Annotated in this window: 13 protein-coding genes; all 13 read right to left on the minus strand. The window is 62.3% G+C overall.

Going from position 1 to position 15,594, the window contains the following annotated elements:
• Positions 1-11: 11 nt before the first annotated feature.
• Positions 12-1,022 (minus strand): NAD(P)-binding domain-containing protein, encoded by a 1,011-nt coding sequence (locus SGN16_RS23480; protein WP_335945111.1) that lies wholly within the window; start codon positions 1,020-1,022, stop codon positions 12-14.
• A gap of 99 nt (positions 1,023-1,121) precedes the next feature.
• Positions 1,122-2,036 (minus strand): LysR family transcriptional regulator, encoded by a 915-nt coding sequence (locus SGN16_RS23485; RefSeq protein WP_246883046.1) that lies wholly within the window; start codon positions 2,034-2,036, stop codon positions 1,122-1,124.
• Complete coding sequence (locus SGN16_RS23490; protein ID WP_335945112.1) at positions 2,033-2,818, minus strand: cyclase family protein; 786 nt, start codon at positions 2,816-2,818, stop codon at positions 2,033-2,035. Before SGN16_RS23490 ends, SGN16_RS23485 begins: the two co-directional genes overlap by 4 nt.
• Positions 2,805-3,812 (minus strand): NAD-dependent epimerase/dehydratase family protein, encoded by a 1,008-nt coding sequence (locus tag SGN16_RS23495; protein WP_335945113.1) that lies wholly within the window; start codon positions 3,810-3,812, stop codon positions 2,805-2,807. The genes SGN16_RS23490 and SGN16_RS23495 overlap by 14 nt, the downstream gene beginning before the upstream one ends.
• Positions 3,803-4,795 carry a fumarylacetoacetate hydrolase family protein gene (locus tag SGN16_RS23500; protein WP_335945114.1) on the minus strand — a complete coding sequence of 331 codons (993 nt, stop codon included), beginning with the start codon at positions 4,793-4,795 and terminating at the stop codon, positions 3,803-3,805. Before SGN16_RS23500 ends, SGN16_RS23495 begins: the two co-directional genes overlap by 10 nt.
• The gene (locus SGN16_RS23505; protein WP_335945115.1) at positions 4,792-5,364 is read right to left on the minus strand and encodes a cupin domain-containing protein; all 573 of its coding nucleotides are present in this window, start codon (positions 5,362-5,364) and stop codon (positions 4,792-4,794) included. Before SGN16_RS23505 ends, SGN16_RS23500 begins: the two co-directional genes overlap by 4 nt.
• Positions 5,365-5,446: 82 nt before the next feature.
• Positions 5,447-6,400: a PDR/VanB family oxidoreductase gene (locus SGN16_RS23510; protein ID WP_335945116.1), complete on the minus strand. Its 954-nt coding sequence runs from the start codon at positions 6,398-6,400 to the stop codon at positions 5,447-5,449.
• Positions 6,400-7,452: an aromatic ring-hydroxylating dioxygenase subunit alpha gene (locus tag SGN16_RS23515; RefSeq protein ID WP_335945117.1), complete on the minus strand. Its 1,053-nt coding sequence runs from the start codon at positions 7,450-7,452 to the stop codon at positions 6,400-6,402. Before SGN16_RS23515 ends, SGN16_RS23510 begins: the two co-directional genes overlap by 1 nt.
• Before the next feature lie 47 nt (positions 7,453-7,499).
• On the minus strand, positions 7,500-8,702 hold the full coding sequence (locus SGN16_RS23520; RefSeq protein ID WP_210640532.1) for an MFS transporter: 1,203 nt from the start codon (positions 8,700-8,702) through the stop codon (positions 7,500-7,502).
• Positions 8,703-8,828: 126 nt separating this feature from the next.
• Positions 8,829-11,357: an MMPL family transporter gene (locus SGN16_RS23525; protein ID WP_335945118.1), complete on the minus strand. Its 2,529-nt coding sequence runs from the start codon at positions 11,355-11,357 to the stop codon at positions 8,829-8,831.
• Between the two features lie 4 nt (positions 11,358-11,361).
• On the minus strand, positions 11,362-12,465 hold the full coding sequence (locus SGN16_RS23530) for a YCF48-related protein (protein WP_335945119.1): 1,104 nt from the start codon (positions 12,463-12,465) through the stop codon (positions 11,362-11,364).
• A 71-nt stretch (positions 12,466-12,536) separates the two neighbouring features.
• Positions 12,537-13,901, minus strand: coding sequence for a DUF1329 domain-containing protein (locus SGN16_RS23535; RefSeq protein ID WP_335945120.1), 1,365 nt, complete (start codon positions 13,899-13,901; stop codon positions 12,537-12,539).
• A gap of 12 nt (positions 13,902-13,913) precedes the next feature.
• Positions 13,914-15,593 (minus strand): DUF1302 domain-containing protein, encoded by a 1,680-nt coding sequence (locus SGN16_RS23540; protein ID WP_210640536.1) that lies wholly within the window; start codon positions 15,591-15,593, stop codon positions 13,914-13,916.
• Position 15,594 lies beyond the last annotated feature (1 nt).

Raw genomic sequence — 15,594 nt, forward strand, 5'->3', positions numbered from 1 at the left:
CAGTGGAGGGGTTATTTCGAGACAGGGACAATGCTGGCGGGTAGCTCGATGCCAAGGCCTTGTTGCCTGGCGCGCTCGTACAGCGCCTGCGCAATGACGACGTCCTGCAAAGCCGAGCCAACCGACTTGTAGAGGACGATGTCGCTTTCGTTTTGGCGCGCAGTGACATGACCCGCCACCAGATCCGCCAGCGCGACTAATTTGTCGGCGACATAGACACCGGCATTGATCGCAGCAATGGCGTCGCCGGTGTCGTGAAGCACCTCCTGCGGCATATCCGCGACGATGCAGACGGCTCGATCCATCGTGGCCGGGTCAACCTCCCTTTGCTCAGGCAGGGTGGAACCCAATGACACGACCGTGGTACCCGCAGAAAGCCATGCCCCTTGCAGTACGGGAGACTCGTCACGACTGCGTGCGGCACAAATCACCACATCACAGCCCTGCACGGCCTCTTGCGCAGTGTTCACTGCGTGGATATCCAGCCCCGGCCTGAAGCTTTCGGCAAACCGCTCACGGCTCGCGGGCGTTGGGCTGAACACCCGGACAAGGGCCACATCGCGTACGGACTTGAGGCAGTCCAGCGCGCCACGTGCTTCAAACCCCGCGCCAATCACTCCCACCCGCAGCGCGCGTTGAGGCGCCAGCAAATCGACCGCCAGCGCAGCGGTTGCAGCGGTGCGCAAACCCGTCACCCGATTGCCGTCGATTAGCGCACTGAGGGCCATGGTTTGCTGATCGAACAAGGCGATCAGGTAGCTGGCGCAACGGGCCCGCATGGAGGCTGCGATCAACTTGCATCCCATATGGCCGCCAGTGGGGGGGACGGCAGTCAAACTGCGCAGCCAGATGCCGTCGCCGCGCGCCATGGACCGCGGCGGCACCATGGCATCCGAGGTGGGGCAGGCATACGCCTGCGCGAGTGCGGCAACGGCTGTGCTCCAGTCGGCGAGCGCGGCCACATCGGCGTCGCTGAGAAAAAGCGTCGGGGCAATTACAGGGGGCACTGGGGAGTCATGCATGTCGCTAACCTCGCAATCGGGTATCAGCCATTGATTGACTGACACCCTACGAGCCGCGCACCACGCCGAATACTGCTGGGAATCGAAAGCAGCTATCGCTCAAGTCGATGGCATGGACAGATTGCAGATCAACCGTCGCACTTCACGGGAGGCACGCGTTACAGGACGACGGGGAGACTCGACAAGCACGACAAAACGCTCGAGAACGGGCTCGACGATGCGCGATGAAATCAATCGTTGATCCAGCGAGCCCGGTAGCACAGAGGCAATCGCATAGCCTCCGCCTGCCGCAACGACTTCGTACTGGAGCTGGACGGAGTCTGCTTCCACGGCAACGCTCAGTTCCATGAAATGCTCGAGCGCCAGGTGATCGAGCCTGGCTCGCAACAAATGGGGACGCCCTGGGACCACCAATGGCAATCCAGATAGCTGCTTCAATGCAATGTCCCGGTCAGCGAGGACTGGATCACTGGCCGGCCCGATCAAATGCAGAGGCAACCTGGCCAGCAGATACGCCTCGCCGATGCTTGCTTCACTCTCGCGCAGGACCAGCGCCATATCGAGACGACCATCGTGCAGCTGCTCTTCAAGTTGCGCACTCGCGCCCTCGATCAGGTGCAACCTTACGCCCGGCATCTGTGCTTGCACCGCCGCAAAAAGCGTACCGGCAAACCGCCGTACCGCAGACGGCAGCATCCCTACGACCACCTCCCCCACCGGTTTGCCACGCCGGGTACGAATATCGTCGGCCAGGCCTTCAGCGTCTGCGAGCAGATTCGATACGCAAGGCAGCAACTGCTCGCCAAACTCGGTCAGGACCACCCCACGTCCGGTACGCTGGAACAGCCGCTCGCCACACTGCGATTCGAGCTGAGCGATATTTCGACTCACCATCGACTGCGGCATATCCAGTAAAACCGCCGCTTTGCTCAGGCTGCCGGCCGCCGCGACCCGCACGAACAATATCCATCGAGGATCGACAATCGTCAGCGCAGTGGCCGCAGGCACGCTCATGCTTCGAAAATCGCCACGGCGCGGACGAAACCGGCCGAAGCGTGCCTGATCTTGTAGGGGAAACAGGACACCTGGAAACCATGGGCCGGCAAACATTCCAGGTTGGCCAGTTTCTCCATCTGACCGTAACCGATATCGCGCCCGGCCTTGTGCCCTTCCCAAATGATCGAGGCATCGCCACTGGCGGCGAAGCGTTCGCGCGTGTACTTGAAGGGCGCATCCCAACTCCAGGCATCGGTGCCGACCACGCGCACACCGCGCTCCAGCAGAAACAACGTGGCCTCGCGACCGATGCCAACCCCGGCATCCAGATAGCCCGGCTGGCCAAACAGCGCCCCGGCGCGGGTGTTGACCAGGACAATATCCAGCGGCTGGAGCACGTGGCCGATGCGCTCCAACTCTGCTTGCACTTCGGCGGCGCTGACCACATGGCCATCCGGCAAGTGACGAAAGTCCAGCTTCACGCCCGGTTGCAGGCACCAGTCCAACGGCAGCTCATCGATGCCGAAAGCCGGCTTGCCGCCGTCGGTCGTCGAGGCGTAATGCCAGGGGGCATCCATATGCGTACCGCTGTGCGTCGTGATCTGCAGGCGCTCGGCGGCCCAGGACTCATTGCCCGGCAGTTGTTCCTTGGACAGCCCGGGAAACATCGCGGCCATCTCCGGCCAACCTTGCTGGTGGTCCATGTAGTCGATTTTCGGCAGCAATGGCGGAGGATCAGTGTATGGGTTGTTGTCCAGGGTCACGGACAGGTCCACCAGACGACGTTTAGTCGATTGCATTTTCGCTCACTCCAAGCCCCACCCGCCCACGCGCACGGCGCGCAGGGGTAGCAGCGTTCAAACTGTTACGTATCAAGGCACCGGCAGAGCCGTCATGACGAAAGCCAAGGGCACGGGACTGGGGCGTTTTCATCGCTGGGAAATTGCCGAACAACGCTTGCAGACCAGCATCCGGTGCGAAGCTGATCAACGCGCGGCGCTCCTGGCCATAGGCAGCGGCCAGGGCATCGATGACCTGGGCAATGGACAAGTGCAACAGCGGTAACTGCCAGACCCGTGACTCGCCGAGTTCGGCGGCCGGCAGTTCGGCGGCCCGCAACAGGTTATCCACGCAACACCGCACGGACATCCACCACGCCTGCGCCTGCGGCGAAACCGGGCAACAATATGGCTGGCCTTCAGCGAAGGCGTGCAGCAGATCGCTCATGAACGCCGAACGCAGTCCATTGGGTTCACGTGGCCGCGCGACAATGCCGGGCAAGCGCACCGCTCGACCGTCCACCTCGCCCCGGCGGGCCAGGTCGTTGAGCGCCATTTCCACCATCACCTTGTGCGTACCGTAGCTCAACTGCGGGCTGGGCACGGCACGCTCATTCATGCGTGCCGGCAGGTCGCCGCCGTACACCGCCACGCTGCTGGCATACACCAGCACCGGCCGGCCGGGCTGCACTCGAAGTTGGTCAAGCAACTCCAGGCTGGCCAGCAGGTTGACTTGGTAGCCCAATGAATAGTGCTGCTCGGCCGCCCCACCGGGGATACTGACCAAATGAAAAACCACATCGATGCCATCGGCCAGGGCGCGACGCAACAACGCAGCGTCGGTCACACTGCCGCAATGCCGGCGCAGACGCTTATCCTCCGCAAACCCCACCAACTCTTTATCCAGCAGTATCAACGCGCTGATCGGCCGGCCTTGTAATTCATTGGTTTCGAGCAATCGTTTCACCAGCGCCCGCCCGACAAAACCATTGGCCCCGGTAATCATCACGCGCATGGGAGGTCTCCGCGCACGACACGCTGGTCTATCGCGCCGAATACCGACTGCCCTTGCAGATCGAAGACTTCCATGCGCACGCGATCACCAAAGCGCATGAATGACGTCTGTGGCGCACCATGCTCAATCATCTCAACCGCACGACGCTCAGCGATGCAGGCGGCGCCCACGCTGGGGTCGGCATTGGAAACGGTGCCGGAACCGATCAGGCAGCCGGCCCTGAGGCGCCGGGTCAGTGCCGCATGAGCAATCAACTGATGAAAGCCGAAATGCATGGCACCGCCATTGGCGTGGCCAAACCACTGACCGTTCCAGTCCACCCGCAGCGGCAGATGCACACGCCCATCACGCCAGGCTTCGCCCAGCTCGTCAGGGGTTACCGCCACCGGGGCAAAACTTGATGAGGACTTGGCCTGGATAAAACCAAAGCCGGTCTTCATTTCACGGGGTGCGAGCGCTCGCAGGCTGACATCGTTGACTTGCACAATGAGCCGGATATGGCTTGCGGCCTGTTCAGCCGAGCAGCCCATGGGCACGTCATCGACCAACACCGCGTACTCCCCTTCGAAGTCGATGCCATGGGTTTCACTCGGTAGAACGATGTCGTCGTGGGGGCCCAGGAAATCATCGCCGCAGCCCTGGTACATCAGCGGGGTGTGTTCAACGCCTTCGATCGGATCGAGCCCGAAAGCCTTCTGCATCCGCTCCCCATGGCTGAGGAAAGACGAGGCATCCAACCATTGCCAGGCACGCGGCAACGGCGCAGCGGCCTGCTGCGGATCGAAAGCGAAGGCACCGGCCTGGGAGCCCGCATTCAAGGCGGCATAGCGAGCGCGCAAAGCGCTCTCGACGTCGGACCAACGATCGACGGCATCCTGCAGCGTCGCGGCAATATCGCTGGCATCCACCGCCCAGGCCAAGTCGCGCGACACCACCAGCAGGCGACCGTCGCGGCTGTGATTCTTGAGGGTACCGAGCTTCATGCGTGTTCTCCTTGCAGCTCGGGGGCGAAGCGCCCATCGAGCAGGACAAACAGCATGCGTGCCATCTGCTCGGTGCGGTTGCTCCAGGCGTGGTTGGTGCCTCGCTGCACGACGATGTCACCGCGCTTGAGATGCACCTCCTCGCCATCGAGCACCAGCCAGACCTCGCCCTCGGTGACCACGCCGTAATCGAGCGTTTCGGTGCGGTGCATCAGCTTGTGCTTGGAATCCGCCTGTCCCGTACCGGCATGGGCTTGGCCTATTTCGGCGAAAGCCGCAGCGGCATCCTCGGCGCTGACCTGGTTCTGTACGCTGTCAGGCGGAATATCCACCACGCGAATGACACTGCCCAGCGGTGCCGGGCTCAATTGAAGCGGCTTGCTGGTGGGGTCGTCACCGTTATCCAGCACGGCCGGGCTGGCGCCACTGTTCCAGATCTCATGGAAGACCGTGCCGGGTACCGCCTTGAGCGGGAAGCTATTGGGCGTCGGCCCGCTGAGCGCGACCACCGCCAGGCCCTGGGCATCGTGCCCAGTGACCACGCGTTTGAAACCAGGAAGTTGTTGCATATTCGACTCCTCAATCAGTTTGCCAACGGGCTTGGCGAAAGAATGACGCGACAGCGGGTAGAGATGGATTCATGGAAAAACCTTAAAGATCGAGCACCAGTCGAGCGCTCCTGGCACGCGAGCAGCAAGGCGTGAACTGGTCGTTGCGGGCTCGCTCGGCATCGGTCAAGAACATGTCGCGATGGTCCGGCACGCCCTCCAACACGCGCGTGATGCAGGTGCCGCAGATGCCCTGCTCGCAAGACAACGGGATGTCGATACCGGCCTCCAGCAGTACCTGGGCAACGCTAAGCGCGGCGGGTACCTGGAAACACTGGCCGGTGCTAGCCAGCTGCACCTCGAAGCCGCCCGCCTCACCCGCCGGGACGGCGGCGGCGGTAAAGTACTCACGGTGCAGTTGCGCCTCGGCCCAACCCTGCTCACGCGCAGTGCCGAGCACGTGCTCCATGAAGCCATTGGGGCCACAGACATACAGATGACGGTCACTGGCTGGCGCGGATAAAACCCAAGCGCTGTCGAGGCGTTGGGATTCCTCGCCATCGTCCACATGAACGTGCACGCAATCGGCGAACGCCGAATGGCGGATGTGCTCGATAAAAGCCATGCGCCCGGCCGAACGACCACAGTAGTGCAGCTCAAAAGGTGCGCCGATCCGCGCCAGGCGCTCGGCCATGCAGAGGATCGGCGTAATACCGATACCGCCAGCGAACAGCACGCTGTACCCCGCCGCATGCTCCAACGGGAACAGGTTGCGTGGCTCGCTGATACGCAGCCGGCTGCCTTCGTGCACGTGCTCGTGCATGGCCTGCGAACCGCCGCGAGACGCCGGGTCGAGCAATACGCCCAACAGGTAGCGGTGGCGTTCTTCCGGGTGATTGCACAGTGAGTACTGGCGCACCAGGCCATTGGGCAGGTGCACGTCGATATGCGAGCCGGCACTGAAAGCAGGCAGCATGGAACTCTCGACCGGAGCCAGTTCAAAACTGTAGATGCCTTCGGCTTCGCGACGCTTGCGGGTCACAACGACATCGATCATCACCGGGTACCCACTGACTGTTGTGCGGCCACCCGCTCCGACTCGATCAACCGACGCAGGACACGCCGGCAACGCACGGCCCCTGCATCGACTGGCAGCAGCACAGGGTTGAGGCCCAGCAATTCAACCTCGCCAATCTGACGCTGCTGAGCCTCGACCATGGGTTTATCTTCACCGGCGAAAATACCGATCAACATGTTCTGGACGAAGGCATTCAACTGCTCATTGTGCTGCTCGAAATTGCGCGTATTGGCAAAGAAGTAATGGGTGTTCGCCGCGTCCTGCGGGGTCATCAGATGCAGGTTCCATGTCACGGCCCCCTCCTCCCTCGGGCGCCCTGGCGCAGTGGCACCGCTGCCCAGCAGCATCAGGCCAGGTGCGTGCCAGATGACCTCGGCCCAGACGTCCGCTCGAGTCGGGTCTTCAAGATGAGCGCCGAAAGCCGGTGGAGGGACGTCATCAGGCGCCCACCAACTGATGCGCACGCGATCGTTGGGCAACTCCTCGATGCTGGCGCGCGTGCGTGACAACGCTCCACCACCCAGCGTATCGGGGTGCAGGAAGTCAACGTGGCTCAAGTCCATGATGTTGTCGGCCAATAGCTCGTAGTGCGCTCGGGTTGGCAAATATCCATGCCCTTTGGCATGGGGTAGCGCCTGTTCAAAAAAGGAAAAGTCGGGGATCAGCACATCGCTGGCCAGGGTTGGCTCGCCAGGCCAGACCCAGATTGCCCCATGGCGCTCAACGGCGGGGAAGGAGCGAACACAGGCGGCCTTGGGGATATTCCCATCGCCATGGGGGTTGTGAGTGCATTGGCCACTGCCATCGAAACGCAAGCCGTGGTACGGACACTGAACGCTGTCGCCGACAATCTTGCCCATGTGCAGCGGGGCAAAACGGTGAGGGCAGCGATCAGCCAGAGCCTGGATGGCGCCCTGGCTATCGCGAAAGAACACAATGGGGCGCTCGACAATGGTTCTGCCAAGCATCTCGCCTTGCGCCAGCTCGTCCGCCCACCCAGCGATGTACCAGGTGTTGAGCAAATAACTCATGATGTTCTCCTCGTTTTCTTATTTTGATAAACGTCGAATGGGCCGGATCAGCTATCAGGGTCCACGGCGACAGTGGCGGGAAAAGCTACCCCGCGGCCACGCAGCCGAATGCACGCCAAGGCCACCAATAGTTGAAGGCCCGCAACGATCCCCAGCGCGGTTGGCAAAGCGCTGCTCACCCCACCGGTAATCGCCAGCACCACCAGCGGGCTGGAGAACTCACCGGCAAAGAACATCGCCGTGAAGCCGCCGACGGCGCGACCGCGCTGCTGGAAGTCGATCTGGGCCATGATCCAGGTGAGCAGGGTCGGCATCATTAAGCCGATGCCCAGGCCGTTGATCAGCACGGCGATCACCACCAGTCCATGACTGTCGGCCACCGCCAGCAGCCCGCCACCGATACCGGCCGCGACGAAGGCCAGGAACACCTGTCGGTACGCCGCTACCCCCCTGAACAAACGGAAACTCAGGGCGCCGATCAGTACGCCGAACTGACTGGCGCCCATGGTCATGCCGATCTGCTGCGACCCTTCGACATGCAGCAGGTTGAGCAGGTAACCGACTTGTACCGGCACGATAAACAGGCTCAAGCCAGCCAGGAATGACAGGGCATACAACGGAGCCAGGGGGCGCCAGGAGAATGCGCTCTTCACCGCCGCTGTCGCCGTGACGACCTGGGCGCGCGGTTCCCACAGCAACCAGACCATCAGCGGCAGAAACACCAGCCCTAGCCCATACAGGGCAAACGGGGTGCGCCAGCCGTGCTCGCCGAGCACGCCGCCCACAGCAATGAAAATCGCCGCCGACAACGAGGTCGCAACCATTTGCAGGGCGAACATGCGTTCACGCCGCGCGCCGCTGTAGTAGTCGCCCATCATCGTGGTGCAGCAGGTCATGATCGCCGCCTCCGCCACGCCGATGCCGGCCCGGCTGATAACGATGACCTGCAGCGAGTCCAGCCATAGCGGCAGCACGCCACAAAGGGTGTAGAGAAACATCGCACCGATCAGCAACGGCTTGCGCCCGAGCCGGTCGGCGATGATCCCGGCCACAGGTGCCAACAGTGCAATCATCAACGCCGGTAGCGTCAGGGCAATGGGCACCAGCACGGCCACACCCGCAGAATCGACGAAGTGCTCCTGCATACGCGGCAGTATGGGGGCCAGCAGCACCGCGCCGAGCACCGGCAGGCAACTGCCAAGCAACAGCAACAACGACTGTGGCAAACCTGCCTGGCGTTCAACGCTCATCGTGCACCTCCGATGGTTGGGCCGCGCAGAACGCCATGCCAAAGGCGCTCAAGCCGGCGATAAGGTCAAGCCATAGAGGCTGCTGGAACAGATACATACGAGGCATGGCAACGTCCTTTCTTGTTGTTATGGCGCGACCGGATTAGCCGCCGCAGAAACTGTCTTCTTGCACGATGAGTGCTGCCCACTGGTGGGTTCCTCGGCGGTGGCGGGCGTCAGCACCGCACTCACCAGGCAACGGGGCTCCTCCGAGGATTTGTGCCCAACCGGCCCCTTGCTCATACGCTTGCTCGGCAACAGGAAGTGGGCCAGGGCCGGCAACAGCACCAGCGCACCGACCATGTTCCAGACGAACATGAAGGCCAGCAGCACGCCCATGTCGGCCTGGAACTTGATCGGCGAAAACATCCAGGTGGCCACGCCGATCGCCAGGGTCACACCGGTCAGCATCACCACCTTGCCGGTGGACAGCAGTGCCCGGTAATACGCCTGCGACAGGCTTGTGCCCTGGCGCATATGACCGAGCAGGATGCTCATCACGTACAACGCATAGTCGACGCCGATGCCCACGCCGAGGGCGATCACCGGCAGGGTCGCGACCTTGACGCCGATGTTCAGCCAGACCATCAGCGCCTCACAGAGGATCGATGTGAGCATCAGCGGAATCACCGCACAAATCGTGGCGCGCCAGGAACGGAAGGTGATCAGGCAGAGCAGGATCACTGCGCCGTAGACCCAGAACAGCATTTCGCGATTGGCCTGCTTGACGACAATGTTGGTCGCCGCCTCGATCCCGGCATTGCCAGCGGCCAGGAGGAACTGGACCTCGTCGGTATTGTTCGCCGCAGCGAACTGTTCGACGTGATCCACCAGGCGGTTGAGGGTTTGCGCCTTGTGGTCGGAGAGGTAGACGTACAGTGTCAGCAGGCTGCAGTCTTCGTTGTAGAGCCCGCGCGGCGCACCGGCGGTGACCATGTTGAGCATCGCCTGGTTGTTCTGTAGCTCATACCACTTCGGGCTGCCTTCGCTGAGGCCGACCAGCATCCGGCGGTTAAGCAGCGCCAGCGAGTTGGTCGAATCGACCCCTGGCAAGGTGCGCAACTGCCAGTCGAGGGCGTCGACCTTGCGCAGGATGTCGTAGCGCGAACAAGCGCTGGCTGGCGTCTTGACCATGACTGCGAACAGATCGCTGCTGGCACCGTAGTGATGGGTCAGAAACGCATCATCCTGGTTGTAGCGCGAGTCGGCCCGCAACTCGGGCGCGCCGGCATCGAGATCACCGATATTCAATTGCAGGCTGACCACGAAGCCGACCGTCGCCAGTGCCAGGCTCAGGGCAATGCACAACGCCGCCCAGCGCCGCTGGGTGAACAGGTCGAGAAAGCGCCAGAAGCCGTGGCGACTCAGGCCGGCCTGTTCAGCATGCTCGCTTTTGAGACTCAGACGCGCGGCGCGGCGGCTGACACCAACATAGGAGAGCAATACCGGCAGCAGGATCAAATTGGTGAAGATCAGCACCGCCACGCCGATACTGGCGATCATCGCCAGGTCCTGGATCACCTGGATCTTGATGATCATCAGCACCGCAAAGCCGACCGCATCGCAGAGCAGCGCGGTGAGGCCGGCGAGAAACAGGCGGCGGAAGGTGAAGCGCGCGGCGACCACGCGGTGCATGCCACGACCGATGTCCTGCATGATGCCGTTCATCTTCTGGGCGCCATGGCTCATGCCAATGGCAAACACCAGGAACGGCACCAGCACCGAATAGGGATCCAGTTGATAGCCCAGCAGCGGCAGCAGGCCAAGCTGCCAGACCACCGCCACCAGTGAGCAGAACACCACCAGCAAGGTGCTGCGGATGCAGCGGGTATACCAGTAGAGCACCACGGCGGTGATCAGAATGGCCACGGCAAAGAACATCAGGATCTGCCGCAGACCGGCGATCAAGTCACCGACTTTCTTGGCGAAACCGGTGATACGAATGTCGATGCTGTCGCTCTGGTATTGGCTGCGTAGCGACTCCAGTTGTTGCGACAGCCTGGTGTAGTCCAACGGTTGGCCGTCGGGGGTGCGCTGCAGCAGGGGCACATGGATGATGCTCGATGCCTGATCGAACGCCACCAACTGGCCGATCTCGTTGGACAGTTGCACATTGCGCCGCAATGCCGCGAGGCTGGCGGCGCCGCCATCGTAGTTGTCCGGAATGACCGGCCCACCGTCCAGGCCCGCTTCGGTCACCGCCACCCAGCGCGTGGCCGGCGTCCACAGCGACTTCATGTACGCACGGTCGACACCGGGCAACAGATAGATCTTGTCGCTCAACGCCTGCAGGGTCTTGAGGTAGGCGCTGTCGTAGATGTCGCCCCGCTTGTTGACCACCGCGATGCGCACCGCGTTGCCCAGCCCACTCAGCTCCTGCTGGTGCTCAAGGTAGTTGGCGATATAGGGATGATGGGTGGGGATCATTTTTTCGAAACTGGCATTGAGCTCGACACGACTGGACTGCCAACCCAGTACCAGCGTGGTCGCCAGGCACAGCAGCAACACCCACAGGCGATGGTTGAACAGTGCTCGTTCGAGCACCGAGCCGGAACGCGGATCAAAGTCTTCGAACGCATTCGCAGGGGGCTGGGGGAAATTGCTAGGGGACGTCATAACCTCACTCCGCAACGGCAATCGATGGCTGCGCAATACGCTGCAGCCCGGTGAAACCGGCAACGATCAGGCTGCCATCGGCGGCCTCGACCAGACTTGAAACGGGCCTCCCCAGGGGCTTGCCCAGTGGCAGCAGCGCCGCCCCGGTCTGCTCGCCATTGAGAAACAGCGCACCACTCTGGTTGACCAGCAGCACCTGGCCGTCGGCCAGGCGCGTGGCGTCATTGAAGGAAATCGGCAGAGGGACGGACAGGTGCTGGAAGCTTTCGCCCCCATCATTGGAGATAAAGGCGTTGCCCCTCAGGCCGCCAACCAGCAGGGCGCCATCGGCGCGGCTCTGCAAGGTGAAGAAACTGCCTTCATAGGGACTTTCCAATGGGCTGAACGAAACTGCGTCGTCGTCCGAGCGTGCCAGGTAACCCTGCTCGCCAGCCAGGAACCAGCGCGTTCCCTGGTGACTGATGGCGTACAAGTGCATCCCGTTCGGGTTGGCGATATGCCCCATCAGCGACTGCCACGTGGCACCGCCATCGGTGGTCCACAGTGCCAGGCCGTAGGCGCCGACGATCAGCCCGTGTTGGGCATCGATGAATTCGAGTGCCAGGAAGGGTTTGTCCGCCCCATCGGCGACGAGACGCTCGGCATTTTGTACTCGTACCGATGCGTCATCCGGGTTGGCTGCCGTGGCCTGGTCGGCCTTGGCCGCGTCCAGCTCGAGCTGTGCCGCACGCGCGCCGTCGAGTTGCAGCGTCCAGTGCTCGCCACCATCGTGCGTGGCCAATACCACGCCCGCGTGACCGACTGCCCAGCCATTGCGTGCATCGACGAACTGCACTGCCGTCAGGCTCACCGATACCGGCACCGAGGCCTGATGCCAGCTTTGCCCGTTGTCATCGGAGAGCAGCACCAGGCCGCGCTCGCCCACGGCCACCAGACGTGTGCCGGCCCGCGCCAGATCGATCAATACGCTTTTCTGCGCGGCCGGCACCGGCATGGCCGGGGTGCTCAGTGGCGCGCCCACGGCAGTCGGCCCTGCCAGGCACTCACTCGTGGCGAAGGGCAAATACAGGGCCAAGAGCACAGCGCCCGCCTGACGAATTCTGTTCATAACCTACCTCGGAAAAACACTCGCATCCCAAGGACAGGCCGACAGGCCTGCCCTTCACTCTGCGCTCAGACTTAACGCACGCCGCGCCCGGCCATCGCCGCTGGCGAGAACTCCGAGGCCTTGTAGCGATCGACCTCGTGATACTGCTCCGGCAATCCGGCGTAGACGTTCTGGATAAACCAGGCCCCCGAAGTCAGGTCATAAAAACCGGCAGACAGTTGCACCACGGCTGGCAAGTCGGGCAGTACGGAAGGCAGGGACCAGAGGGTCTTGGCCAGTTGGCCGCTGGCGTCCCAACGGTCGCCGAGCAGGGCTTGCCAGCTGTCTTCGTCGAGGTAGTAGCGACCTTTGGGCAACTGGTGACGCTTGCCGGCAGCCAACGTCGACTCGACGACCCAGACGCGGTGCAACTCCCAGCGCACGTAGTCAGGATTCAGATGGTGCTTGGCGAACAGGTCTTGCGGCTGGGCGGCGGCCTGCATCTTGTTGGTGTTGTACGGAACATACATTTCCTGCTTGCCCACCAGTTTCCAGTCGAACCGGTCCGTACGTCCCTGCCACACGAACAGTTCGTCGAAGGACATGACCCCGGCAGTGGAAGGCGTAGGGGTATCGCAGCAGGCGTTGGGCAGCGTGCGCACCCGGCGTTGACCGGCCAGATAGACATGGGCCTGGGATTTGTCGCCGTTGATGTTCTCACGCCCCAGGATCTGCTCACCGGCACGAATCGCCGGGCCGAGATTGACAAAGCGCACCTGCCAATAATCACCCGAGTAGTTTTCAGGGCCGCCTTCCTGGAAGTAGTAGGGCATTTCCTGGGTCAACAGGCCGTCGCTGGTCATCACCTGGTTGCCGTCGGCCGTCATCAGATAGTGGCGAAAATGTCCCGCCACCGAGGTGCCGCGCCAGTTCAACAAGTGATTCCAAATGGCTTCGGTACCGTTCTGTGGAATCGGAAACGGAATCCCGCCAAAGGCACCGTCGGGGATCAGGCCAGCGCTGCTGTCGACCAGTTTGGCGCGGGTCGCATTCTTGAGCGTGTTGTCATAGACCCACTGCGGCGCGGCCGCCGTGCGCCGGGTTGGATAGACGTCGATGCGATAGGTGTCCGGGAAGCGCTTGAACAACTCCTTGGTGCCGTCGCTGAGCTTGTCGGCGTACTTCGCCACGTTTTGCGCGGTGATGCTGAACAAGGGTTTGTCCGCGGCAAACGGATCGCCGCGCTTCCCCCCCGGAACGTAGCCCGGATCGACCTTGGTGTAGCCACCGTCCCAGGCCGGGATGCTGCCATCGGCATTACCGACTTTCTCGGCACCGAAAGGCGTCAGGGTCTTGCCCAGCGCGGCAGCCTGTTCGGCGCTGGCGGCCAAGACCATCGGCGCGGCCGCGGCCAGCAGGGTTAAGCACAAGGCCTTTAGAGTGAACTGAATGGTCATGCGCAAATCCTCTTAGAACGTGGTCTTGACGGAGAAAGCCAGGTAATCCCGGTCCTTCAACGACTGCTTGTAATTGAACTGGCTGGCGGCGTTGAGGCTGGTGTCCTCGGGCCCGTAAAAGTGGGTGTAGGTCAGCCCCACGGTCACTTGGTCCAGGTAGGTGGCGGAGACGCCGATGTTCATATCCCCTCCTCTATCCGGGCCAAACCCGCTGATCACAGCCGACTTGCCCATGGGGAAATAACTGATGCCCAGCGGCACGCTGATATCCACGCCCGGGAAGAACTGGCGATAGGTGGGCGTGTAAACCAGCTTCAGACCCAGGCCGTCATCGGTGGCGTTAGGGTCCAGGGCTGCGCGGTTCCTGGTCACGGCCAGCAGGCGGTTCCAGGCCACTTCCCCTGTCAGGCTGGCTTCATTGGCGACGAAGGAAGGGCCCAGCGATGCCAGGACGTTGAGGTTGACGTGAGCCGTACGGCCGACGGCATAGAGGGCGTCATCGTTGTTGTCCGCCGCGACGCCCGGCAGGACGGTCTGGGCGTTGGACACCAGCGGCATGTTCCAGCGCATCGATGCCTCGCCGGCAAAGCTGTACTCGTCCACGGAGGTCGCGAAGCTGGCGCCCAGGACACGGATATCTTCCGGGTAGACCCAGGAATACTCGCCGACTTGCCCGGTACTGAAATTCGGCCCGGTGGCATTCGGTTTCAAATACAACGTGGGCGTTTTCTCGTGATACTGCAGCGCGTAGAGACCGTAATCCGTCGTCCCGGTGTTGTACTTGAGCTGCAGGCCACCTTGGCCGGAGCTCCTGGCCTTCTTGTCCTTGCCATGGAAAAACGCGGCCGGGCTGTTGGCATTCCCGCCCAGGAAATCCGGGAATGGCCCGCCAGTGATCAGCCGTTCATTGCCGTCGCCGATGGTATCGCTGGTGGAGAAGTAGCTGCCGGCGCCCGGCAAGCGGGTGGCTTCCCACTCCAACTGGTAGAAGGCGCCCAATGAAACATCATCGGTCAGTTGGTAGGCGGTCGAGAGCTGGTTGACCGGGCGAGTGATTTCCTTGAATTGGGTGTTGGGCACCGATTGCGCCTTGACCACGTCCACCGGCGCCATGGCTCCGGCGATGCCGTTGCCGCCGAAGAACAGGCTCTCGCCCCAGATCAGGCCGTGGCGCCCCGCGCGAACCGATAAGGCTCGCTCGGCCAGTTCACCGTTCCAGTAGACAAAGGCATCCAGCAGTTCACCGTCACCACCGTGCAGTTGACGGGTGTCGCTGGTGAATTCGTCAAAACCCACCGAACGTTGGTTGGCACTGGCCGCGTCGTTATTGTCGTTGCGGTCCTGGTAGACGGTGTCGTACCAGGCCGCACCGCTCAGACGGGCACCGAAGTTGTGAAAACCGATGTCCAGTTCGGAAAGAATATCCAGGCGATTGGAGATCAGCCCCTTCTTGAAGTTGTGATCGCCGTCATTCTGGTTCAGCGCCGTCTGGCCCTCGCTGAGTTTGCTACTGGGGTCCTTCAGGCGCCAGGCCGCGCTGTACTTGAGCGTATTGTCCCAGCGCAAGCTGAGGTCGGGATTGCCGGTATCGATCTGAAATGCCTGGGCAGTTGAAGCGCCAAGCCCCAGGCTGGCCGCAAGGGTCAGAGTGAAGGGGACGCGCCGTGACGCAGCGATCTTGCGAGTAGCCATC

It is taken from the genome of Pseudomonas sp. G166 (assembly GCF_037027455.2).
In the GTDB taxonomy this organism is placed as follows: Bacteria; Pseudomonadota; Gammaproteobacteria; order Pseudomonadales; family Pseudomonadaceae; genus Aquipseudomonas.

What these genes read in the sequence shown, in the direction of transcription:
- SGN16_RS23480 (WP_335945111.1), bottom strand. Translation starts at nt 1,022, where the DNA reads ATGCATGACTCCCCAGTGCCCCCTGTAATTGCCCCGACGCTTTTTCTC.
- SGN16_RS23485 (WP_246883046.1), bottom strand. Translation starts at nt 2,036, where the DNA reads ATGAGCGTGCCTGCGGCCACTGCGCTGACGATTGTCGATCCTCGATGG.
- SGN16_RS23490 (WP_335945112.1), bottom strand. Translation starts at nt 2,818, where the DNA reads ATGCAATCGACTAAACGTCGTCTGGTGGACCTGTCCGTGACCCTGGAC.
- SGN16_RS23495 (WP_335945113.1), bottom strand. Translation starts at nt 3,812, where the DNA reads ATGCGCGTGATGATTACCGGGGCCAATGGTTTTGTCGGGCGGGCGCTG.
- SGN16_RS23500 (WP_335945114.1), bottom strand. Translation starts at nt 4,795, where the DNA reads ATGAAGCTCGGTACCCTCAAGAATCACAGCCGCGACGGTCGCCTGCTG.
- SGN16_RS23505 (WP_335945115.1), bottom strand. Translation starts at nt 5,364, where the DNA reads ATGCAACAACTTCCTGGTTTCAAACGCGTGGTCACTGGGCACGATGCC.
- SGN16_RS23510 (WP_335945116.1), bottom strand. Translation starts at nt 6,400, where the DNA reads ATGATCGATGTCGTTGTGACCCGCAAGCGTCGCGAAGCCGAAGGCATC.
- SGN16_RS23515 (WP_335945117.1), bottom strand. Translation starts at nt 7,452, where the DNA reads ATGAGTTATTTGCTCAACACCTGGTACATCGCTGGGTGGGCGGACGAG.
- SGN16_RS23520 (WP_210640532.1), bottom strand. Translation starts at nt 8,702, where the DNA reads ATGAGCGTTGAACGCCAGGCAGGTTTGCCACAGTCGTTGTTGCTGTTG.
- SGN16_RS23525 (WP_335945118.1), bottom strand. Translation starts at nt 11,357, where the DNA reads ATGACGTCCCCTAGCAATTTCCCCCAGCCCCCTGCGAATGCGTTCGAA.
- SGN16_RS23530 (WP_335945119.1), bottom strand. Translation starts at nt 12,465, where the DNA reads ATGAACAGAATTCGTCAGGCGGGCGCTGTGCTCTTGGCCCTGTATTTG.
- SGN16_RS23535 (WP_335945120.1), bottom strand. Translation starts at nt 13,901, where the DNA reads ATGACCATTCAGTTCACTCTAAAGGCCTTGTGCTTAACCCTGCTGGCC.
- SGN16_RS23540 (WP_210640536.1), bottom strand. Translation starts at nt 15,593, where the DNA reads ATGGCTACTCGCAAGATCGCTGCGTCACGGCGCGTCCCCTTCACTCTG.